The 22478-nt window shown below is 68.8% G+C and carries 14 protein-coding genes and 1 pseudogene; 11 read left to right on the top strand and 4 right to left on the bottom strand.

Going from position 1 to position 22478, the window contains the following annotated elements; genetic code table 11:
• The first annotated feature begins 522 nt into the window (after window positions 1-522).
• The 7 genes and pseudogenes from ACFYXV_RS29150 (at window position 523) to ACFYXV_RS29120 (ending at window position 11530) form a co-directional block, all read left to right on the top strand.
• A complete protein-coding gene (locus ACFYXV_RS29150) occupies window positions 523-2562 on the top strand; it encodes a M4 family metallopeptidase (protein ID WP_389384474.1) in 2040 nt (679 codons plus the stop codon).
• A gap of 354 nt (window positions 2563-2916) precedes the next feature.
• The gene (locus ACFYXV_RS29145; RefSeq protein WP_389384473.1) at window positions 2917-4014 is read left to right on the top strand and encodes an RNA polymerase sigma factor; all 1098 of its coding nucleotides are present in this window, start codon (window positions 2917-2919) and stop codon (window positions 4012-4014) included.
• A 106-nt stretch (window positions 4015-4120) separates the two neighbouring features.
• Window positions 4121-4513: a hypothetical protein gene (locus tag ACFYXV_RS29140; RefSeq protein ID WP_389384472.1), complete on the top strand. Its 393-nt coding sequence runs from the start codon at window positions 4121-4123 to the stop codon at window positions 4511-4513.
• 138 nt (window positions 4514-4651) lie between these two features.
• Window positions 4652-6391: pseudogene (locus ACFYXV_RS29135) on the top strand (IS481 family transposase).
• Between the two features lie 79 nt (window positions 6392-6470).
• On the top strand, window positions 6471-6965 hold the full coding sequence (locus tag ACFYXV_RS29130; protein ID WP_389384521.1) for a hypothetical protein: 495 nt from the start codon (window positions 6471-6473) through the stop codon (window positions 6963-6965).
• Between the two features lie 717 nt (window positions 6966-7682).
• Window positions 7683-8126 carry a hypothetical protein gene (locus tag ACFYXV_RS29125; protein ID WP_389384471.1) on the top strand — a complete coding sequence of 148 codons (444 nt, stop codon included), beginning with the start codon at window positions 7683-7685 and terminating at the stop codon, window positions 8124-8126.
• The gene (locus ACFYXV_RS29120; RefSeq protein ID WP_389384470.1) at window positions 8123-11530 is read left to right on the top strand and encodes a CHAT domain-containing protein; all 3408 of its coding nucleotides are present in this window, start codon (window positions 8123-8125) and stop codon (window positions 11528-11530) included. The genes ACFYXV_RS29125 and ACFYXV_RS29120 overlap by 4 nt, the downstream gene beginning before the upstream one ends.
• On the opposite strand, the gene ACFYXV_RS29115 is transcribed toward ACFYXV_RS29120, so the two are convergent.
• A complete protein-coding gene (locus ACFYXV_RS29115) occupies window positions 11509-12879 on the bottom strand; it encodes an AI-2E family transporter (RefSeq protein ID WP_389384469.1) in 1371 nt (456 codons plus the stop codon). The genes ACFYXV_RS29120 and ACFYXV_RS29115 overlap by 22 nt on opposite strands.
• A 104-nt stretch (window positions 12880-12983) precedes the next feature.
• Here ACFYXV_RS29115 and ACFYXV_RS29110 point away from each other — a divergent pair, with 104 nt between their 5' ends.
• The 3 genes from ACFYXV_RS29110 (at window position 12984) to ACFYXV_RS29100 (ending at window position 16283) form a co-directional block, all read left to right on the top strand.
• Complete coding sequence (locus tag ACFYXV_RS29110) at window positions 12984-13109, top strand: hypothetical protein (protein ID WP_389384468.1); 126 nt, start codon at window positions 12984-12986, stop codon at window positions 13107-13109.
• A gap of 113 nt (window positions 13110-13222) precedes the next feature.
• A complete protein-coding gene (locus ACFYXV_RS29105) occupies window positions 13223-15802 on the top strand; it encodes a CHAT domain-containing protein (protein WP_389384467.1) in 2580 nt (859 codons plus the stop codon).
• Complete coding sequence (locus ACFYXV_RS29100; protein WP_389384524.1) at window positions 15780-16283, top strand: hypothetical protein; 504 nt, start codon at window positions 15780-15782, stop codon at window positions 16281-16283. The genes ACFYXV_RS29105 and ACFYXV_RS29100 overlap by 23 nt, the downstream gene beginning before the upstream one ends.
• Window positions 16284-16382: 99 nt before the next feature.
• On the opposite strand, the gene ACFYXV_RS29095 is transcribed toward ACFYXV_RS29100, so the two are convergent.
• The 3 genes from ACFYXV_RS29095 to ACFYXV_RS29085 form a co-directional block, all read right to left on the bottom strand.
• Window positions 16383-17858 (bottom strand): hypothetical protein, encoded by a 1476-nt coding sequence (locus ACFYXV_RS29095; RefSeq protein WP_389384465.1) that lies wholly within the window; start codon window positions 17856-17858, stop codon window positions 16383-16385.
• Between the two features lie 250 nt (window positions 17859-18108).
• The gene (locus ACFYXV_RS29090) at window positions 18109-18747 is read right to left on the bottom strand and encodes an FAD-dependent monooxygenase (RefSeq protein ID WP_389384464.1); all 639 of its coding nucleotides are present in this window, start codon (window positions 18745-18747) and stop codon (window positions 18109-18111) included.
• Between the two features lie 373 nt (window positions 18748-19120).
• Entirely contained in the window at window positions 19121-19297 is a 177-nt protein-coding gene (locus ACFYXV_RS29085) for a hypothetical protein (protein ID WP_385464262.1), read from the bottom strand.
• Between the two features lie 1452 nt (window positions 19298-20749).
• Between ACFYXV_RS29085 and ACFYXV_RS29080 the strand changes: the two genes are divergently transcribed.
• On the top strand, window positions 20750-21655 hold the full coding sequence (locus ACFYXV_RS29080; RefSeq protein ID WP_389384463.1) for a hypothetical protein: 906 nt from the start codon (window positions 20750-20752) through the stop codon (window positions 21653-21655).
• The last annotated feature ends 823 nt before the right edge of the window (window positions 21656-22478 follow it).

The following is a 22478-nucleotide window of genomic DNA, read 5'->3' as shown; positions in this document are numbered from 1 at the left end:
GACCAGGGTGGAGAGTTGGCTCTGGTCGTTCGCGTACGCCTCACGCCGCGCACCCGTCCAAGCGCTGACCCCCGAAGTCCCAGCCAATGCCGCTGCGGCCGCGGTGGCCCCGGCGCGGGGCCACGTACGCCGGAACGCGTGCATTGCGGACCCCCTTGGGGGGTGGCGCCGCGCGGAGCGACCCCCGCATCCCACCCGGCAAGTCATGAGCAGGACAAGATTGTTTGACGCTTGATGCCGAACGCTTTACCTGAACATATAAGACGCCGGTAAGTACCACGATCCGGTCAAGTCCCGCCCGGAATAGGTGGGCTTGAGAACATTTTCGGTCGTCTGTCCCAGCCAAGGGTGTCCGTTCAGCGGACGCGTGGGGGCGAAATCCGGACTCGTTTCGGCCAATTGCTGTCGTGTTCATGGCGATCACGAAGATCGCTGGCAACCTCTCCCCATCCCCAACACGAACAGCTCCGGGCTGCCCCTTGCCGGCTGCCCGGTTCCACCCCCCACATGCAAGGAGTCCGCGTGAAGTCCACGCACAGGCGGAACGCCACCGCCACCGGCGCGCTGCTCGCCGCCGCAGCCCTGCTCACCGTCGGCGTCCAGGCCGGCACCGCCGCGGCCCAGCCCGACGGTTCCGCCAACGCCGCCGCCAAGGGCCAGCAGGTGCGCAACCCGGGAGCGCTGCCCGCGCAGCTCACCCCGTCGCAGCGCGCCGAGCTCATAGCCAAGGCCCAGAGCACCACCGCCGCCACGGCCAAGGAGCTCGGCCTCGGCACGCAGGAGAAGCTCCTCGTCCACGATGTGGTCAAGGACCAGGACGGTACCACCCACACCCGCTACGAGCGGACCTACGAGGGCCTGCCCGTCCTCGGCGGCGACCTCGTCGTCAGCCGCACCGCGGCCGAGAAGACGCAGAGCGTCAGCAAGGCGTCCAACGCCCAGTTGCAGGGCGTCTCCACCTCCGCCCCGGCCGACGCTCCTGCGGCCGCCTCCGCCAAGGCCCTCGACGCCGCGAAGGCCGTCGGCTCCAAGGCCGACAAGGCCGACGTCGCGCCCCGGAAGATCGTGTGGATGGCGAACGGTGTCCCGACCCTGGCCTACGAGACCGTCATCGGCGGCCTCCAGGACGACGGCACCCCCAACCAGCTCCACGTCATCACCGACGCCAAGACGGGCGCCAAGCTGCACCAGTGGCAGGGCATCGAGACCGGCGTCGGCAACACCCACTACAGCGGCCAGGTCACCCTGGGCACCTCGCAGTCGGGCTCCACCTTCACGATGAACGACGCCGCCCGCGGCGGCCACAAGACGTACAACCTCAACCGCGGTACGTCCGGCACCGGTTCGCTCTTCTCCCAGTCCACCGACACCTGGGGCAACGGGGCCAACTCCAACGCCGCCACGGCGGGCGCCGACGCCGCCTACGGCGCCGGGGTCACCTGGGACTTCTACAAGAACGTCTTCGGCCGCTCCGGGATCCGCGGCGACGGCGTCGCCGCCTACTCCCGCGTCCACTACGGCAACGCGTACGTCAACGCCTTCTGGGACGACAGCTGCTTCTGCATGACGTACGGCGACGGGACCGCCAACAACGACCCGCTGACCTCGCTGGACGTCGCCGGCCACGAGATGTCGCACGGCGTCACCGCCGCCACCGCGGGCCTCGAGTACAGCAACGAGTCGGGCGGCCTGAACGAGGCCACCTCCGACATCATGGGCACGTCCGTCGAGTTCTACGCGAACAACTCCAGCGCGCGGGGCAACTACCTCATCGGCGAGCAGATCAACATCAACGGCGACGGCACCCCGCTGCGCTACATGGACAAGCCCAGCAAGGACGGCGGCTCCGCCGACGCCTGGTACTCCGGTGTCGGCAACCTCGACGTCCACTACTCCTCGGGCCCGGCGAACCACTGGTTCTACCTGGCCTCCGAGGGCTCCGGCGCCAAGGTCGTCAACGGCGTGAGCTACAACTCGCCGACCTCCGACGGCCTTCCCGTCACCGCCATCGGCCGGGACAAGGCACAGCTCATCTGGTACAAGGCGCTCACCACCAAGTTCAACTCCACCACGGACTACGCGGGTGCCCGCGCCGGCACGATCGCCGCGGCGACCGAGCTGTACGGCGCCGGCAGCGCCGAGGTCAAGAACGTCACCGACGCCTGGGCCGCGGTCAACGTGGGCGCCCGTTCCGGCGGCGGCAACCCCGGCACCGGCAAGGTCTTCGAGAGCACAGCCCAGGTCGCCATCCCGGACTACCCGGGCCCGGCGGTCACCTCCTCGGCGGCCGTCACCGGGATCACCGGTAACGCCCCGACCGCGCTCCAGGTCGGTGTGAAGATCAACCACACCTACATCGGTGACCTGCAGATCGACCTCGTGGCCCCGAACGGGACCACGTTCCGCCTGCAGAGCTCCTCGTCGGACTCCACGGCGAACCTGAACAAGACCTATACGGTCAACGCCTCGGCCGTCGCGGCCAACGGCACCTGGAAGCTGAAGGTCCAGGACAAGGGCGCTGCTGACGTCGGCACGATCACCGACTTCAAGCTCACCTTCTGATCAACCGCTCCACCCGATCAACCGCCCCACAGCAGGCCGCACGCGCCCGGAGTCACATGAGGCTCCGGGCGCGTCGCGCCCACTTGCCGATGCCCTTGGCCATGACGAGATCAAAAGGGAACCGAGAGTCCGGCCTCTCGCAGCTGCAACAGTGCCGTGGACATGCATTGCTGCACAGTCCTCCCGTCAGCACGCAAGCCATGCTCCAAGGAACCCCCACTGGCGGCGAACGTCCACGCTGGCACGCTTTCAGCCACTCTCTCGGCGTCCACTCTGATCATGGCGTTCACGCCCTGCCCACCCAGCCATTCCAGGATGAGGAGTGTCACGTCCTAGATGCCACCGTCCTGGGTTGTGCCGCGCAACCCGCGCGACTGGCTGGTTCAGGTCGCCAGCCGCCGGATGACCGAGCAGATCCGTAGCGAGCATGCCCGACGCCGACGCGAGGAACTGGTGGGCGGTCAGGTCCCGGCCGACCAGCGGTCCGCACCCGGAGCCGACGCCAGGGACGAAGGCACGCACGACGACACCCTCGGGTTGCTGTTCCTGTGCTGTCACCCTGTGCTGTCACCGGCCTCCGCGATCGCGCTCACCCTTCGCTCGGTCGGCGGACTCACCACGGATGAGATCGCCGCGGCGTTCCTCGTCCCCAGGGCGACCATGGGCCAGCGGATCAGTCGGGCCAAGCAGCGGATCAAGGACTCCGGGGTGCCGTTCCGGATGCCGGACAGCGCTCAGTGGCCGGCCCGTCTGGACGCGGTGCTCCACGTCCTCTACCTGATCTTCAACGAGGGTTACGCCAGCAGCACCGGCGCCGAGCTGCGGCGCGTCGAACTCTCCAGGGAGGCGATCCGCCTCACCCGGTCCGTCCACACGCTCCTGCCGGACAACACCGAGGTGTCCGGCCTGCTCGCCCTGATGCTGCTCACCGAGGCGCGCGGGCCCGCCCGTACCGGCCCGGACGGCGAACTCGTCCCGCTCTCCGAGCAGGACCGCAGCCGATGGGACACAGCCGCGATCACCGAGGGCGTCTCGCTGATCACCGCCGCTCTGCCGCGCGGTCGGGTCGGCCCGTACCAGGTGCAGGCGGCGATCGCGGCTGTCCACGACGAGGCGCGCACCGCCGCAGAGACCGACTGGCCGCAGATCCTCGCCCTCTACGGGGTACTCGCCCGCATCTCCGACAACCCACTGATCATCCTGAACCGGGCGGTCGCCACGGCCATGGTGGACGGCCCCGCCGCCGGACTCGCCCTACTCGCCGACCCGCCGCGCACGCTCACCGGCCACCACCGGCTGTACGCCGTCCGCGCCCATCTGCACGAACTCGCCGGGAACCGGGAGGCCGCCGTCACCGACTGCCGCAGCGCCGCCTGCCGTACCGCCAGCCTCCCGGAGCGTCACCACCTCAGCCTGCGCGCCGCCCGACTGGCTGCGCAGGCGGGAACGTGAACCACCGGTCAAAACTCGGTGGGCGGGGCCTACGCGGATAATGGCACCACCCGAGGCCCGTCCCGTGCGAGGGCCCCACCGATTCGAGAGATGAAGAGCAGAGTCCATGACGCTGAAGGAAGGCCAGCGGGTGAAGCTGGCCGCGGACACCAGACTCGCCGACTGGACTGCGATGACGCAGGACACCCCGACGTCGCCGGGGAGTGTTGCCGGATCCCTCCTGCTGGCGGCGGGCATCGAGGGCACGGTCGAGCACGTGGCCGAGCACGAGAACCAGAGCCATGAGGCGCGCGAGTACGAACGGCTCGCGTCGCTGCTCAAGGCGTTCGGCCCGGACATGCCTCCGGGAAGCCGGAAGCAACTCGAAGAACAGATCGCCTCGTTGGAACCGGAGTGGACCGCCTATCAGGAGCAGAGACAGCGGGTGACGGTCCGCGTCCGCTTCGACCTCGGGCTCATCCTGGACGACGCGCACGAGGATCTCTTCGCCCCCGTCTGACCGAAGCCTCAGCGGCCACGCTCGCGCTCGGAGAAGGCGATGGACGCCAATACGGGCGCGTGAGTCCGGCGTCGCCGCGTCTGTACGTCACGGCACGCCGAGCCAGCGAACGTCACCAAATCCGAGCATGCATGGCTCGTGGAGCAGCGGTACCGGGCGGTGCTTGAGGTACTCGACGGATCGCCGGTCAGCGAGGTGGCCGTTCGGTACGGTGTGTCACGCCAGACGGTCTACACCTGGAAGTCGAAGCACGAGGCCGAGGGGCTCGGAGGGCTGAGGGAGAAGTCCCGGCGCCCGCGTAACAGCCCGGCCCGGCTTCCCTCCGAGGTGGAAGCCCTGGTGTGTGAGATGCGCAGGACGAACCCCCACTGGGGTGTGCGCCGCATCGCCTTCGAGGTGGCACGGACCGGCGATGGTGCCGCTCCGTCGCGGGCGACGGTCCACCGGGTCCTGGTGCGCAACGGGCTCATTGGGCGCCAGGAGCAGAAGCATCGCCGCAAGTACAAGCGGTGGCAGCGCGAGACGCCGATGCATCTGTGGCAGATGGACCTGGTCGGCGGGATCTTTCTGGCCGCCGGCCGCGAGTGCAAGATGCTCTCCGGGATCGACGATCGCTCCCGGTTCGTCGTCGTCTCCACAGTCCTGGCGGTGCCGTCCGGCCGGGCCGTCGCAGACGGATTCGTGCGCGCTATGCGGACTTACGGGGTGCCGGCCGAGGTCCTCACCGACAACGGTAAGCAGTTCACCGGGCGCTTCACTAAGCCCCGGCCCGCCGAGGTGCTCTTCGAACGTGTCTGCCGGGAGAACGGCGTCACCGCCAAACTGATCAAACCGTATTCTCCGACCAAGACGGGCAAGATCGAGAGGTGGCGCCAGACCACCCTGCGTCGTGAGCTGCTCGACATCTCCGGCCCGTTCGCTGACTTGCCCGCGCGCAGGCCTCGGTCGATGCCTGGGTACACACCTACAACACGACCAGGCCACACCAGGCCCTCGGCATGGCCACCCCCGCTAGCCGGTTCCGGCCGAACCCGCCACCGGAACCGACGCTTGTCACTGCTCCGGCCTCCCTTGAGGAATCGTCCAACGCGGCTGGGCCCGCAGCGCCGGTCACCATGCTGATTCCGGCCTCGGCACCGGCGATGGAATTCGAGACCGTCGTCACAGCCGGCGGCCTGGTCGGCGCGCTGCCCCGCGTTCAGCGGGTCAGGCTCGGCACGGAGTACGCGCGGCTCCGCGCACGAGTGTGGGCCGACGAGCACACGGTCCACATCGTCATCCACGGCGAGCTGATCAGGAGCATCGCGCCATGTCTCGACACCAGCAACCTGCACGAACTCTCGATGCGCGGGGCCGTCCGGGCAGGGCCTCCACCGGCGGCCCGCGCCGCGGGCCGGCTGGGACGTACGGAGCCCGGCACGGTGATCGAGGTTGACCGGAAGGTCGACCTGAGCGGTGTTACCAGCCTCGGCAGCGCGAAGGTGACCGTCGGATGCGAACTCGCCAGCCAGCGCGGCACGTTGCGGGCACCTGATGCACGTCGTCCACGACGGAGTCCTCGCGAAGACCCTGCCCGCACCGATCGACGCCGAGCAACGAGCCGGGCTTCGCGGCGCTGGAGCCGTCACCAGTGAACTGCCCGCACCCGCAGCCGGGGCAGTTCATGTCGAGCGCAAGGTCCCCGCCGACGGCGACATCATGGTCGCCCGCCAACGGCTTCGTGGCGGCCGCACCTACGCCGGGGAGATCGTCACCGTCCACGTCGAGGACACCTACTTCCGCATCACCTTCAACGGCGCTGACCTCTCACTTCACCCGCGCAAAAACCAGCACCCGGTCACCCGGTTTAGAGCAAAAATCCACGCTCCAAAGCTCTGAGCATGCCAAGGTCGCGTGTTCTACGTTGACCTACACGAGAGCGTCGAGACGGGGCTACCGCTATGTCGGGCCGCACCATGTGATCGCCGCCGTCGAGGCGGCGGACGGTGGTGTCACGATCCGCACAGCCGCCGACTTCGCGGACTGGGTCGCGGCCCGGTCCTCCGAGGAAATGGAAGAGCCCTTCACCTTCGTCGTCGGCATGGACGGTGCTCTGCGGCTAGCACCACGCCGCAGCGAGCACGTCGCCTGCGCGAGCGGCGATCGAGTGCTGGGTGCCGGCGAAGTCAGCTTCTACCGCGACGCCGGACGCTGGGTAGCGAACGAGGTCAGCAACCAGTCGACCGGCTACTGCCCGGACGTTGCCTCATGGCCGGCTGTCGCACAGGCACTGGACCAAGCCGCACTTGACCACCCAGACTGCTTCACACACGCAGTGGTCTTCCGTCGGTGTCCCGCCTGCCAGGAGCACAACATCGTGCGAGAAGGCCACTTCGTCTGGGTCTTCTGCGACGCAGACCTACCCCGGCAATGGAACGTCGATCCGAACGCCAACGACTCAGACGGGCCCTGATCTCGTCCACCACAGCGCAGCCATCAACTCCTTCGGACCTGGCCGTCCGATCCTTCGGAACCCTGGCAGCCCGACCATGTCCAGTGAGCCTTGAGCCTGTCACGGATCTGATGAGTCAGAAGTGTCAACCGAGTCCTGAGACCTCACATCACAAGCGATGTGGCGAACTACCGCCGTAGCGGATCGTCTTACCCCCACGGGGTCGATTCTTCCGGGTCTCGCGGGCCCGGAAACCCGGCGCTCCGGCAGCCCGGCCGCACCGGGCCGCGCACAAAGGGGGGAGGCCTCCCATGCGACGTCACCGCCGGGCAGATCCGCTACCGCTGGCATGCGGTCGGCACGCGCGCAGGTTCGCCCACGAGTGGGCCTACCCGGCCGCGTTCGCCTACTACCTGCTGGCGCTGCTAGAAAAGGTGCCTGAGTACCGTGGGACCGGCGACTCCGGTGGGCTGTCCCGTGCTACGAAGGCATCCATGTCCCCTCCGGTGCAGACAATGAACTCCGCCCCCAGCAACGGACCCGTTCCGGGCATGCTGCGGTCACTTCCGCGTCGCGATGCTCACGGAAGGCTCTCCCGGAGCCCGGCCACTCGGGCCGTGGGCGGGCGTCAGCCGTGAAGGCGAGGCTGTCAATCGGAACACGCCGCGGATTGCGCATCCTGCCGCCTTCACCCCGAAACGGCTTGATCTGAGTGATGTGCCATCAATAATGTTGCTCATGACCTCAGTTGAAGAGCAAGCTCGGCGTCAGTGGTGGGACGGACCCGCCTCCGTGCAGCAGAGCGGCCGGCGCAGCCTTCCGGAGCTCCTCGGAGAACTGCTCGCCGCATCGGCGCTCATCCCCTTCTTCCAGGCCGTGGTGACCAAGGCCGGCGAGGAGACCTACGCCAAGATCCGGAACCTGCTCTCACCCGCACAGCGCGCCCGCATCGAGGACGACACGCGCCCCGAGAGCGTCATCACGATCATCGATCCGGATAGCCGGGTGATCGTGCGCCTGCCCGAGTCCATGGAACTGCGGGACCTGCAGGAAATCGGGAACCTGAGGCTGCGCTGGCCGTGGGCCGGCTGGCTGCTCGTGACCCATGACGGATCCGGGTGGCGCATCTCGCACACCGACGTACCGCCGGAGGACGGCATCACCCTGGCCGGCGGCGAGTGACGGGCCACGGGGCGAAGGATTTTCTGGACCAGCAGGTACAGGATTATCTGGACACCCGTGAACCGGCTTTCCTGCTCTCCCCGCAGACGGCCACGGCGCGGTCGGACCTTTACGACACCCTGCGGCGTCACTTCGCCCGGGGCGGGCGGCCGGAGGAGGTGCTCGAAGAGCTGCGGGTGCTCGGCTGGGCGCTGTACTGCCTGGCCGAGCTGAAGAGCGAGGACGCAACCTTCCAGGCAGCCGCGACGCTCCTGGCTCCCGTCTACAGGACCTCTCCGGCCTTGGTGCCCCCGGCCCTTCGGCGCGCGTGGGACGAGGCCTCCGCGGAAGACCCTCGCACGGCGCGCCGAAGCATGGTGTATCAGGTGCTCCTGCGTGCGGCGGAAGGCCGGGACGTCGGGCTCCTCGGCAAGAGCGTGGAGCTGCTCACCCGACTCACCGACGAAGCCGACCCCGCGGACCCGAGCCACGCGATGGAGGTGGCCGAACTCGCCGAAGCCCTGTGGCAACTGCACCTCCTGTCCAACGACATGGACGCCCTGGCCGAGTCCGTGAAACGCTACCGGCAGGCACTGGGCCAGCGGTCCTTCAACTCCGGCACATTTTCCGACGAGATCCGTGCCGCGGTGCTCGGCACCTTCTGCCAGGCTGCCGGAGCGCTCTACTTGCACCGTGGAGACGCCGCGGCCCTGGAGGACGCCATCGCCGCCGGAGAGCGCTGCCTGACGTGCGCTGCCGCCGGTGACAAGCTCCTCGGGCGCTACCGGTCCGCTCTGGGAAACGCCTACCGGTCCCGGCTCATGCTCTTCGGGTCGAAGCCGGACGCCGTCAAGGCGATCGGCCACGGGCGCGAAGCGGTGAGGCTCACCTCGGCCGGCGACCCCAACCTGGGGGCCAGGAAATCCAATCTGGGCAGTTCGCTGCTCGTCGCATACAAACAGGACGGGGACGAGGCTCTGCTGGCCGAGGCGATCTGCCAGTGGCGCGAGGTGATCAAAGCCCTGCCCCCCGATGCTCTGAACCCGGGCATGGCGTACTCGAACCTCGGCAGTGCGCTCACCCACCGGTTCACCGCGGACCCGGACCTGGCCGTCCTGGACGAAGCGATATCCCTGCACCGCGAGGCGATATCCCGGACAGATCCGAACCACCCGGACCTGTCCCTGTACCTGAGCAACCTCGGAGCCTCCCTGCTCCACCGATCGACCTTCCTCCGCGATGCCGGCGACGCGCGCAGATCCGTGGAGGCCCACCAGCATGCGATGGCACTGATCCCGACGACCCACCCGGACTTCCCGCAACGCTTGGGCGGGCTGCTCGCGGCACTCGATGAGTACGCGCGCACCGAGGCCGGACGCGAGGACCCCGCGGTGTCCGCCACGCTCCAGGACGCACTTGCGCGCATGCGCGAGACCGTCGCACGCAGCCCGGCGGGCCGCCTCGGGCTCGCTCAGGAGTTGCAGCTCGCCGCCAGGGTGCTCGACAGAATCGGAGGCGACGTCGACGAGGTCCTCGAGCTCAGTCGAGCGGCCCTCGCCGCGTCCCACCCGGAGGATCCCGACCGTCCCGCCTACGAATACACCGTCGGCCTCGCCCTGTGGACGAAGTACGCGGCGCGAGCGCAGGGCGACGCACAAAGGGAGGAGGCGCGCGACGAGTCCTTGGAGCACCTGCGCTCTGCATGGCGCGTACGCGCCGGCCTCCGCTCCCGCTTCCTGACCCGGCTCGGCGCCCATCTGTGGGACGCAGCCCGGGAGGCAGGCGATCCCTCACTCATGCGCGAGAGCGAAAGGACGCTCGAAGAGGTGCGCGCGAACACCTCCGCGCCTCCGGCGTTGCGGTACAGCGTCGCGACGGTACTGGGCACCCAGTACGCCGATGCCGCCCACTGGGCAGCTGCCGACGGGGCGTTCAGCGACGCCATCCGCACGCTCTCACACACCGTCCCCCGGCGCCTCGAACGCAAGGACCAAGAGCGGCTCCTGGCCGGTCTTCCCGGCGTCTGCTCCGATGCCGCCGCATGCGCGTTGAACACCGGAGCTCCCGAACGCGCCTTCGCCCTCCTGGAACAGGGCAGATCCGTCCTCGCAGCCCAAGTCCTCGACACCCGCGGGGACATCGCCGAGGTCCGCCGTAGCTCGCCCCGCCTCGCGGACCGACTCGAGGCCGTCCGCAGAGCCCTCGACGAGCCCGCCGAGGCGGACGACGAGACGCGGATCGTCGCGCTCACGGCCCAACTGGAGGAAGTCACCGCGGAGATCCGCACCCTGGAAGGACTCGCCGATTTCCCCCGGCTCTCGGACACGGATCTACGCGCCGCAGCCGCCCGGGGTCCTGTGGTGACCGTGAACATCAGCTCGTACCGTTCGGATGCCTTCGTGTACACCGCGTCGGGACTCGAGGAGGTCGTCCCGCTACCGCGGGCGACCCGCGGTGACGTCAACCGCCTCTACGCCGATTTCAAGGAGGCACTCGCCCTCGCCACACGGGACACGTCCGCCGAGGAAGCCGAGAGGGGGGAGGCGCTGATCGACGGAGTGCTGCGCCGGCTGTGGGACAGCATCGCCGGCCCCGTGCTCGACGCATTGGCACGGCTCTGGCGCGATGATCCCGCGGAACCCCGGCGCCTGTGGTGGTCCCCCACCGGCCTGCTGAGCTTCCTTCCGCTGCACGCCGCCGGACACCACGAGGAGCGGGGCACGCACGGCGCCCGTACGGTGCTCGACCGTGTGGTCTCGTCCTACACCCCGACCATGAGAGGACTGCGGGAGGCACAGCACCGCCTCTCTCACGCCGACACCTCGTTGAAGGGCGCGGTCGTCGCGCTCCCCGACACGGGTGTCCCGTGGATCGGCACCCTCCCGGGAGTGGACGAGGAAGTCGAGATCCTCACCCGCGGCTTCACCGGGGTGGACGTGTTGCGTGGGGCGGACGCAACCCCCGGCAACGTGGTCGAGGCGCTCAAGGAGCACGGTTGGATGCACTTCGCCTGCCACGGGGTGAGCGACCCCGATGCGCCCTCCTCCGGGGCGCTGCTCCTGCACCGGGCACAGCCTCTGGGGGTGACGGACATCGCGGCGTTGAGCATCGACGGGGCGGGACTGGCCTTCCTCGCGGCCTGCAACACCGCTCGCGGCGGCAACGACCTGGCCGACGAATCCATCCACCTGGCCTCGGCCTTCCTCCTCGCCGGATACCCGCAGGTCGTCGGCAGCCTTTGGCCGCTCGGCGACGCCGCGGCCCCCGTAGTCACCGGATGCGTCTACGGTCCGGTGTCCGGGGCCGCACGGGGACCGGATCTAGGCAAAGTCCCGTTCGGGGTGCACGAGGCGGCGCTGCGCCTGCGCGCCGCGCACCCGCACCGACCGTCAATCTGGGCCGCTCACCTCCACGTGGGCGCTTGATCCTTCGGCCTCCGGCACCTCTGGGACCCGACCAGGCCATACCTCGCCCACTGCCTCCAGAACTGGTGGCGGCACATCCAGCGCGCCGGCGAGGCAGGCGTCCCCGAAGGCGTGGTCATCCACAGCCTCCGCCCCTTCTTCGCCTCGACCACCTCACCAACAGCATCCCCATCACCGACGCCGCCGGATGGACGGGCCAGCGGACCCGGCCCGGGCGTCAGGCGGGTTCCTGGTCCGGCTCCGCGGGCGGATCCGCCCGCTCCTGCTCGACCGCCGCGGGGGCCCGTCCGCCGAACCGTCGCCCCGCCGTGGGCGCGCAGGTGCCCGATCACTGTGTTGGACACGGCGACCAGCGGGACGGCGACGACCGCCCCGCCGATGCCGGCGACCACTCCCCCGGTGGCGACGGCCAGGACCACGGCCAGCGGGTGGACCCGTACAGCCCTTCCGAGGATGAACGGCTGCAGCACGTGGCCCTCGATCTGCTGGACGACGAGCACCACCAGCAGGGTCAACAGCGCGGTGAACACCCCCTGGGTGACCAGTGCGACGACCACCGCGAGGGCCCCGGACGCGACGGCGCCCACCAGGGGCACGAACGAGGCCAGGAAGATCACCACGGCGATGGGCACGGCGAGTGGCACGCCCAGGAAGTAGATGCCGAGACCGATGAAGAGTGCGTCGATGAAGGCGACGATCAAGGTTCCTCGGACGTAGGCGGTCAGGGTGCCCCAGGCGGCCGGTCCCGCGTCGGCGACATCCGGGCGGGCGGCGGCGGGGACCAGCTTCAGCGTCCACTGCCAGATGCGCCTGCCGGCGTACAGCAGGAAGAGCGTCGAGAACATCGCCAGCAGCATTCCGGTGATCATCTCCACCAGGACGGTCACGCCCCGGAGCCCCGTCGAGGTGATCTCGCTGGTACTGGTGCCGATGGCATGGCTCAGGCTGCCGGCAACATCGTTGATCTGCTGCTCGGTCACGTGGAAGGGGCTGTCGAGAAGCCATCGCTTCAGTTCCTCGATGCCTTCCTGGAGCCGCCCGGACAGATTGTCCAGGTCGTCGAGCACCTGCCAGACGACGAACCAGCCGATCAGCCCCAGGACGACGAACCCGAAGAGCGCGGTCAGTGCGGTGGACAGCCCCCGGGAGAGCCCCGCACGGTGCAGCCGGGAGACCGTCGGTTCCAGCACGGCGGTGATCAGCAGCGCGGCCACGAAGGCGAGGACGACGAGCCGCACCGAACCGATCACCCGCATGATGACCCACACGGCGGCCGCGAGCACCAGGAACCGTCGCGCCAGGATGGGGTCCCGTGGGTCCGGAGCCTTCGGGAGACGGGAGCAGAACATTGATCAGCGTGGACGTCCAGCACCCTGCGGCCGCTCGGTTCTGATCAGCGCCACCGGGAAGCTCGACCAGAGCGCAGAAGAAGTTCTCCAGCGCGCTCGACCACATGACCACGGGCGAGCGGGATCTCCTGATTGACCTGTACGCCGTCGCAGCCATGGACGTCGACGGCCTGCTCCACCTTCTCGTGGCGGCGGCCCGCAGTGCGTTGCGCGAGGTCACCGTCGTGTAGTCCAGGCGGTCGAGGTTGTGGGTGATTTGTCAGCGAGAGCCCCACAAGCTGCAGTAGATTCGGTGCAGTTGGCAAGAGGGCGCAACGGGGGAATCGTGTCACTGATCAAGCGGATGACCACTGCCCGCACCCTGCATCGGGCCATCTCCCACGCCTCCGCGCTCTATGACGGCCAGCAGTATGAGCGTGCGGGCGAGGTCGCCGGGGAGGCGGCGGAACTGGCGAGCTCCGTCGGTCGCGCCAACCGTGCCGCGCTCGCGTGGACGTTGCAGGCCAGGGCCTGCCAGGCGCTGCGGAACCCCGGGTGGCGTGAGGCGCTGGACCGCGCGCTGAGCGAGTTACCGCGTATCGGCTCGGAAGAACGTGCCCTGATCGCCTGGGAAGCTCGCATGGTGGAGGCTTCCGGCCTGGTCTCCGAACAACTGGTGGACGAGGCCGCCCGCGCGTACTCCGAGGCAATCAGCGCGGTGTCCGAGCTGATCAGCGGCCTCGGCGGCCTGTTCGCCGATCAGGCCTACCACCGCATCGACCAGTCCCGGCTCAACCTGGCCACTCTGGAACACTGGCGAGGCGACGTCAGCAAGGCCCTGGCGACATGCGCCGACGTCATCGATTCTTCGCGGCGCCGCAAGGACGGCCCGGTGCTCCTCGGTGCCCTCGTCGCCCGCGCCTCCATTCAACTGCTCCTCGACGAGTACGACGACGCACACGACTGCCTGGAAGCGTTCTTCCACTACTTCCCGGAGACCGATTTCAGCACTACCCACCCCATCGCGATCATGACGTTGGTCCTGCGGGCGGCCACGGAGTACGCCAAGGGCCAGGCGCTCGCCGGATCGGTGGACGAGGCGATCGACAACCTCGAACAGGCCTGCGAGCTGGCCGTGAGGGTTCCGGAGGCCGCCACGGCCAGGGCGGAGGCCCTCGGCATGCTGGGCCGCGCCCACCTGGTGTCGGGACGCGCCGAACGCGCCGCCGAGTGCGCGCGGGCCGCGGCGGACCTGGCGTCCGCCGATCCCGTGATCACGGCTGACGCCCAGGCGGTCCTGGGCACAGCCCTCTTTTCGAGCGGACGGTTCGAGGCCGCCCGGCAGGCGGTACGGGCCGGCCTGGACGGGGTACGGGGAGTGGACGCGCCGATGGCCCGGCTGGAGCTGCTGGCGCTCGACGCGGAGATCTGCAGCGCTCTGGGCCGTCACGAGGAAGCCGTGGCACTGATCCGCGACGCGGTCCGTCACCTCGTTCTCGCCAGTGGGCGGACCGGCACGACGGGCCACCGGCAGCGCCTGCTGTCCGCCCAGAAGAACTACCACCAGCGCTTCCTCGACGTGGCGGTGATCGCGGCAGGGCAGGGGGTCCGTCAGGCCGGGCAGGCGGCACTGGAAGCCTCCGAGGCGGCGCGGGAGGACACCCTCGCCGCACTGCTGAGACAGACCTCCGGCACTCTCGACCCTCGGCTCTCCGAACTCCTCGCCCAGATCGACCGGCTGCGCGTCCTGTGCGTCGAGCGACCGGCCTCGTCCACCGCGGAGACAGGACCGTTCGGACCTCCCCTGTCCTACTGGGAGAGGCGTCTCGGGGAACTGCAGGCCGAGCTGGGCCAGATGGTGTCCGGCGAGTTCTCCCGCCTCTACGTGCCCGTCCCGTTGGACGCCGAAGCCCTCGTCGCCGCTTCGGGTACCGCCGCGATCCTGTCTGTCACAGCCACCGACGACGACTCGGAGGGCCTGTCCGGAGTCGTCACCTGGTCGATTCCCGGGTCCGCTCCGGGCGTTCGTAGCTTCGAGCTCTCCGTCAAGGAGACCCGCATCCTGCACTCGGTCATGTCCAACGACAGAAGGTTCAGTTCCCGCTGGGATCAGATCCGCGACGGGGTCGCCGCGCAGCTCATCCCCGTCCCGCTGCGCGACTGGCTGCTGGCGAACACCGCGGTGCGCGAACTGAACGTCGTCGCCGACCACACCCTCCGGGCTCTGCCGGTCGCGGCGCTTCCCCTCTCGGCCGGCACCGTCGTGGCCGACCACGCCGCGGTGAACCGGCTTCCTCTGCTCCGTCTGCTCCTGCACACGAGGGCGGTCTCCGCTCCGCGCGATCCGGCTGCCACCACTCGCGTCGTCGCCTACTTCAATCCGGAACTGCCAGGCAGCATGCAGGAATTGCAGGCGCTCAGCGATCTCGCGGCCGCCGGGGCGGTGGAGCTCACCCTGATCCACCGGGCGGAGGAATTGGCCCCGGCCCTGGAGCAGACCTCGCCCGACGTTCTCGTGCTCTCCACCCACGGCAGCGGAGAGGGGCTCGCGTACCAGTTCCAGTTCGTGGGTGGGCGCCCTCTGGTCTGCGCGGACCTGCTCGGGCTCCCGCTCCCGCCGTTCTTCGTCGCCGCTGCCTGCAGTTCCGGTTCCGACGCGGGATCCGACCCGACCGGATTGATCGCCACCGCGCTGGCGACCGGCTGTTCCGCGCTCGCCGCCGGGGCGTGGGACCTTCCCGACGAATCGACGGCGAAGATCCTCAAGTCCGTGTACGGCGACATCGCCCCGTCCGGCCAATTCACCGCGCGCATCAACAACGCGGTGAAATCCGTCTACCGGTCGCTCCCCCGGGCGAGCCCGGTCGACTGGGCAGGACTGATGGTCACCGAGCTGCCGAACAGCAGTCATGAAGCCACCCATGAATCCGACGAAGGGCACTGACGGCGTGAGCATCCTTGAGGTCAGGACCGAGACCCCGGTCACCGAGACCGACCGAACGGCGCTCCGTTCCCTCTTCGCTGATCTCGGCCTCGATGCCGAGGTGTCGGTGCACGGAAACCAGCGCAGGGACATGTCGTCGTGGAGCCTGTCCATCGGGATCCCGCTGACCTACCTGCTGATCAAGTTCGGGGACGGATATGTGTCGAAGCTCGGCGAAATGGCGGCCGAGGCAAGTGTCGAGTCCGCCGCCACCGCCGGCCGACGACTCCACGGATGGCTCCAGCAGCTACGCCTCACACGCGCAGACCGTGAGATCACGCTGGTCGTGGAGGATCCCGAAACGGAGGTGACGGTGGAGATCCCTGCCACCCTCCCGCCGGAGGCGTGCGAGGCGCTGTGGCAGGTCGACCCCGACCGCGACGGCGGGGAAGCCCGCTACCTGACCTGGACGTCCGACAGCGGCTGGACCGCCCCCTTCTGAAACGCGCGCCGCTCACGGCGCTGCGTGGTCGCCTCCGGCGGCGGCCTGTGCCCCCAGGCGGCTTCTCTCGGAGGCCGCCCGGGGGCACAGGGGCAGGTGTCATGCCGTGTTGTAGGCGATGATCGCGCGGGCCAGGTCTGCGGGCTGAAGGCCGTCAGGGGCTCCGGTGACGTCGTCCACGGCGACTATGTTCAGGTTCCTTCGCAGGTCAGGGACGTTCCAGGGGCCGATGAGCTGCTGATGCAGGAGCGCGTTGTAGGAAGCCGCACGGTCCAGGAGGAACGTACGGGTGATCCCGGAAGGACCACGGAAGGACGCCGGGGCCTGACGTATGGGCGTCATGCGCCAGCAAGCGTTCGCACTGGTGACGGGAGTGACGTTGCGCAGGTAATCGGGCGGGCAGGACCAGCACTGTCCCTGCCACGGGAAGGTGTCCATGCGGGGGTCCCAGAAAGTACCGGAGGGGCAGTTCCACGCCCAGGTTTCGTTGCGCACGTATGTCGCGGCGGTACTGACCGCGCGGCTGGGCAGCCAGCAGGCGTCGCCTTGGGTAACGGGGGTGACGTTCCTTACGTATTCGGCCGGACAGCTCCAGCACTCCCCTGCGTTGCGGGGGTCGTAGAAGGAGCCCGAGGCGCACGTCATCGAGTCGGGCAGCGCAGTGAAGCTCTGCTGCAGGCCTGCCAGGCCGAGGAGGGTGTCCGGCTGGACGATTCCGGCCATGACGAAGAACTTCCCGGCGTCCTCCCCCGGGTTCCTGGCCAACGCTGCCCGGTCGCGTGCGATGGTCTCCGCGAACAGTGCACGGGGGTCGGCGAAGTCCCTGAGGTAGTTGCCAACCGGCGGGCTGTCGGCGGGGTAGCTGCCGCGGCCGGAGGAGGTGGCGGTGGCATTCCAGGCCAGCGCCCGGTCGGCCAGTCCCGAGTCGTCCAGCAGGATCACGTTCTTGCCCGCGGCGACGAGGCTGCCGTAGGTCGACGTCGGCGAGAACTGCTGCTGGGAGGCGATCCTCGCCGTGCCGGCGGCGGCAGCGAAGCCGTCGTACGCCTCCAAGGTCGCCGCGGGCAGGTCCGCCGCGGGGGCGGAAACGGCCAGGCTGACGACGACGATCTCCGCAGGGTGGGCGGCGATCCACCGGCCGATCTGCTCGGCTTCCCCGCCCGGTTCGAAGAACGGGGCACCGAGCGGGGCACCGTGGTACGTGAACCACTGGCCGTCCTGCTTGCACAAGCGCAGGTCGACGTAGCGGGACCCGTTCGCGAGCTGCTCGGCGATGGACACGCGCTGGGTCCTGGAGACGCTCGCGGCCAGCTGCGGGAAGGTCTTGGCCAGGTCGTAGATGTAGCCGGTGCGGCACTGCCCCGATCGCGCGGTGATGCTCCAGGACCCGGCGTCGTGGCTGCCGGGCATCGCGATCCGGTTGAGCGGAGTACGGGCGAGGCGCGAGGACAGGTCGCCCATCCACGAGTCGAGGCGGACCTGTTCCGCCGCGGCGGGGCCGTAGGCACGCGCCTGCCCGGCGGCGGGCAGCCACATCATGGCGAGTGTCGCTGCCAGGACGAGGAGGCCGTTCAACGCGGTTCTTCCTGGTGAAGCACTTCTTCGCGATGCGGACATGGACACATGCCTCCGGGGGCATACACGGCGACGCCTGACGGACGCAGCCTGAGGGGCCGCTCAGAATGTCATGAATGAATTGACGTGGCCATGCCATTGCGCGGGGCGTTCTCAACATGTCCGGTTCCCTCCGGGCGTCGGCCTGGAGCTCCCCTCGATGCGGAGGGTGCGGGAGGGAACCTGGGCCGGTTCACCAAGCAGTCCGGCATCAGTGGCTCTCGTTCTCCGTCTCGGTCACCGGGTCACCGGGCGCGGTCCAGCCAAGCACCGGGGTCATGGAACGCAGCGTTGCCCGCGTCGGCGTCAGCCGGGCGGCGGTGTCGCGCAGCAGCACCGCAGGCGGCCACGACAGCTGGCCGACCACGCCGAGCCGGGCGGAGCGGCGGGTAATGGCCTGGGTCCGCGGGCGGCGCAGCAGGTCGTACGAGCGCAGCGCGGCGGCCACGTCCGGGGTGGTGTCCAGGCAGTGGGCGAGGGTGACCGCGTCCTCCAGCGCCTGGCACGCGCCCTGGCCCAGGTTGGGGGTCATGGCGTGGGCCGCGTCGCCCATCAGCGCGACCCGGCCGCGGACGAAGGAAGGCAGCGGCGGCAGATCGTACAAGTCGTGCCGGAGCACCGCGCCGGCGGGGACGGCGGCCAGCAGGGCGGGAACGGGATCCGGCCAGGACCCGAACCGGCCCAGCAGTTCGGCGTACTCGGACGGGCCGGAGGCTGCTCCCGCCGGCAGGGTCGCGGTCGCGAAGCAGTACATCCGCCCGCCTGGCAGCGCGGTGTAGCCGAACCTCGCCCCGCGACCCCAGGTCGCCGCGCCCTCGCGGGGCGGCTCGGCGAGGGGCTCGGTGACCATGCGCCAGGCGGTGTAACCGGCATACCGGGTGCCGGCCGCAGCGGGCCACAGCGCCCGACGGACCGCACTGTGCAGCCCTTTCGAGCACAGACGGTTCCACCTGGACCCGCCACGACGCCTCGGTCACGGACTCCTTCGCGGGCGTCACGTGGGACGGCAACCGGTACGTCGCGTTCACCGCCTCCGGGCAGACCATCGCCGAGAGCACCGACGGCAAGACCTGGAAGTCGGGGACCTCCGCGGACCCGCTGGCCGGCATCGAGCAGGCTGACGTGGTTGGGCCTGCGGAAGTTCTCCGGCAAACGGAATCTGTCATTCACATCGGCCGAAACGATCCTCCGCCCTCCACATCACCTCTGCTTCTACGCGGCATTCAGGGCCAGAAACCGGCAATGCCCAGATTGCCGGGGTTTTTCGGCAATATCAGCCGTCCTTTCGACCTGATGCGCGTGACGATGAGGGGAAAAGCAATGCTTACGGAAGCGCGGAAATGGAACGCGCCGACCTTCTGTGTCGGCTTCTTCAGGCCGCGGCTCGCGAGGCGTTTCATGATCGAAGACAACGCAGATGACCAAGGTCGTATCCCTGGCCTTCACCTGACCTAGACCCTTCATCATCCGGGTGTAGGCATCCTGCGGCCCCAGAGGTGTTCCGGCAGCCGCGACAACGCCCTCGTATCGCCCGAGTCCAGGGCTGGCGAGCCGTCCGATGATGCACTCGCTCACCGATTGGTGTCGGCTGCCGGCAAGGTGCTCTGCCCTGGCGGTCTGGCGTGCAGGGTGGCCGGCCCACGACGTCGAAGCGGATCCGCGCCTGCACGAGGAGAGACGCTAGCGAGGATCCTCCTCGGCTGTGCCGGAGCCGCGGCAGCTGGGCGAGATGACCGGGCGGCGTCTGCATGAAGGGACAGGACGTTCTTGAAGCGTCGGTGGCGCTTCAGTTCGCGGGTGTCCACATGCCAGAGCCGCCCGGTCCCGGATGACGTGAGCGCGGTGCAACTTGCGCCTACTGCGGCAGAAACGAGCACGATCCAAAGGAGGATGCCTCCCACAGCTGGTCCTTTCAGAGGCTGAGGTTCATGGGGATGCGCAGGACCTGAGCCCTGGCGGACCCTCCGCATAACGCAGAGGCATATGCAGAGTTGCGCCCTCTCCCCCGATTGCAGCCATGCGCAGCAATCTGTCGGCTGCGGCATCTCAATCTATTTGACGATGATCAGTCGATGACCGTGGCGGCCAACGCAGCCGGCAGGAGACCGGGCGGACCGCCCTCCGAAGACCAGCGCGCTTCCCTGGCGCGGCGGGGCCGCCGTCCAGGAGGAGACCAGGGTCCGCCAGAGCAGGCGATGGCGGGCAACGCCGCGGAGGCAGACAGGCCGGCGGCTTGTGGAACAGGCTGGACATACAGGCGAACCCGCCATGCATGAGCGCCGCAGCAGGTGGGTGGCAGGCGGCACACCGTCGCATCGGGGCTTGCATGTGACTGCCCGGTGCGGCATGGCAGGAGGGGTCCGTCGCGCTGCCTGCCTCGCAGCTCACAGCGTTTGCGGTCGCTGTTTGGCAGTGCGAAAAGGAGTGGAGCTCTTGGCCCTCCGGGTTGGTTTGGAAAGCCGACAGGGCGGGTCAATGCTTATTCGCCGACCACCATCACCCGTATGGCACACACCCAGATCATCGCCGAGAGCGTTTATGGAATATGACAACAGCAAAGCTCCCCGTATCCCTCCGCAGGACAGCGGACGAAGACGGGCAGAGAAACAGCTCTCCCGCTGGGGCCACCCGGATCGGGAAGTGGATGTTCACTCCACACTCCGTGGGCTGGGGCGGGATCCGGAACGCCACGCTGAGGCACGCGGAGCTAGAGATCGATCTTCGATACTCCTCTGCGATTTTTGAGGACTTCCTCCATACGATGAGCGTGCTCCAGATCGAGTTCGGCAGGCGGTTGGGTATCACGGCAGCGTCCGCTACGGCTGTCGACGGGTGCCCGGGTAGCAGCTCCCGTGTATGAGCCGTACGGGTACCCGGACGTCCACGGCCTCCACCCGCAGCCCGAGACCTCCATGTTCTGGGACCGCCCCGAGAGCGTGCAGCACCCCTACACCGGGCAAGCGCTCGGTGGGACCGGTATGGCGCATCCGTCGTGGGATCCGGTGGAGGATCTAGCCATCTTTCTCCAGGAAAGCGCTGCTCCTGGGCACCCGGAGCGCTTCCCCCGGGACGTCCTCGGTGACACGGCAAGCACCAGCGGGTGGGCCCCAGGTCTCAGCCAGAACGCCGCCGAACGCCCGCCCGCGCCACCCTCCGGCGGGCACCGCCGGAGCAAGTCGAAGTCGCCGGTAGTGACCCTGCTTCACACGGGCAGTGTGTTCACCGCCGCGCTGGTGGGCGCGATCGCCGCTGTGGTGAGCATCCTCAGTGGGCTCGCCATCTGCGACGCACTGCGTCATAGCGCGGGACCCGACACGGACGGCGATGTGCTCAGCTGGTGGCCTCTGCTGATCTACGGCCCCTGGATGGTCGCCTCCCTGTCCATCCTCAGATCTGCTCTGCACCAGCGCCGCGCGCTTCATTCCTGGTCCGTCGTTTTGCTGTTCTCCACCCTGGCCACGCTTCTGTGCGTAGCCCAGGCACCCAGAACGATCGCCGCCGGAGCAGCGTCTGCTCTTCCTGCCATCGCGGCGCTGGCCTGCTTCCAACAGCTGGTCCGGCAGATCACACTCACGCGACCGCCTCGCCAAACCACTCCGCGACATCGGAACCCGCTGGTCTCTGCGTCGGTTCCGCTCGACCAGACGGCCGCCGCCAGACTCAACCCTGGCAGCGTCCGTCCCGGCTACCCCGCAGCAGATAACGACAGAGTCGTCCACTCTGCGTCCCGCGGTCACAGATTCGGCTGGGACGCATGACGGGCGTACGCGTGGGGCAGTGCCCCTCGTGCCCGCCGATGTCAGGGCCCCCCGCTCGGGCAGTGGGGTTCGGTCACCGTGAGAAGTGGTGGAGCGCGATTGCATGGAAACGACGAGCGATGTCATGCCGACAGGGTGTGGGGGTTCTCCGATTGCCCGCCCGGCGAGGTTCGGTGAGCTCCCGCAGGAGGGCCGGGCCCAGGTGCGTACCGTCAGCGGTGTGTGGCCGGCTGATCGTTGTGCGACCGGCAAGATCAGTCCGCCGTCCAAGAGGAGGAATGAGAATCCTGGGCGAGCGTCCCGGCGGAACCTCCTCAGCCGGGCAACGACGCAAGAAGGTCGAGCACCCCATGGGCGGCCACCACACAGGGCAAAGGACGTAACAGCCGCTAACTCCTTGCCCAACCCTGTCCTTCCCATACGTCAAAGGGGTGTTGTCCTGCACCTCTGAAACGAAGATCGAAACCGATAGTCACGGGCCGTGCGCAGACTCAGCCCGACGGTCTACCCACCCTTGCCCCAACATGGGCAGGTCTTGGGCCCCTCCCACCACGATGCAGTCCAGACCCCACCTCCGCACACCCGGCGCCCGGTCACTGCGACAACCCCGAATCAACGGCCGTCAGCCGTGGAGCACGCCGTGCCCGGTGACGTACGGCGCCGGGTTCTGCGACGTGCGGGCGGCTTCAGTGACCACTACCGCAGCCGCCACGGGCCTTGCCTGCAAGGGGCTGGCGCACCCGGCGGATGGGCATGACCCGCCAAACCAAAGAAACAAGGCGCCCTGCGCCTCAACACCCACACCTGCCAAGAGAGGTCAGCA

Origin of the sequence: Streptomyces sp. NPDC002181 (assembly GCF_042890485.1) — a bacterium.
Classification (GTDB): domain Bacteria; phylum Actinomycetota; class Actinomycetes; order Streptomycetales; family Streptomycetaceae; genus Streptomyces.
Note: the sequence above shows the minus strand (reverse complement) of the source record. Positions and strands in the feature narration are given on the sequence as shown.

Bases quoted from the DNA above. Each gene is read 5' to 3' on its own strand.
- ACFYXV_RS29100 (WP_389384524.1), top strand. From the start codon at position 15,780: ATGAATCCGACGAAGGGCACTGACGGCGTGAGCATCCTTGAGGTCAGG.
- ACFYXV_RS29105 (WP_389384467.1), top strand. From the start codon at position 13,223: ATGACCACTGCCCGCACCCTGCATCGGGCCATCTCCCACGCCTCCGCG.
- ACFYXV_RS29125 (WP_389384471.1), top strand. From the start codon at position 7,683: ATGACCTCAGTTGAAGAGCAAGCTCGGCGTCAGTGGTGGGACGGACCC.
- ACFYXV_RS29090 (WP_389384464.1), bottom strand. From the start codon at position 18,747: ATGGTCACCGAGCCCCTCGCCGAGCCGCCCCGCGAGGGCGCGGCGACC.
- ACFYXV_RS29115 (WP_389384469.1), bottom strand. From the start codon at position 12,879: ATGTTCTGCTCCCGTCTCCCGAAGGCTCCGGACCCACGGGACCCCATC.
- ACFYXV_RS29085 (WP_385464262.1), bottom strand. From the start codon at position 19,297: ATGAAACGCCTCGCGAGCCGCGGCCTGAAGAAGCCGACACAGAAGGTC.
- ACFYXV_RS29110 (WP_389384468.1), top strand. From the start codon at position 12,984: ATGACCACGGGCGAGCGGGATCTCCTGATTGACCTGTACGCCGTCGCA.
- ACFYXV_RS29140 (WP_389384472.1), top strand. From the start codon at position 4,121: ATGACGCTGAAGGAAGGCCAGCGGGTGAAGCTGGCCGCGGACACCAGA.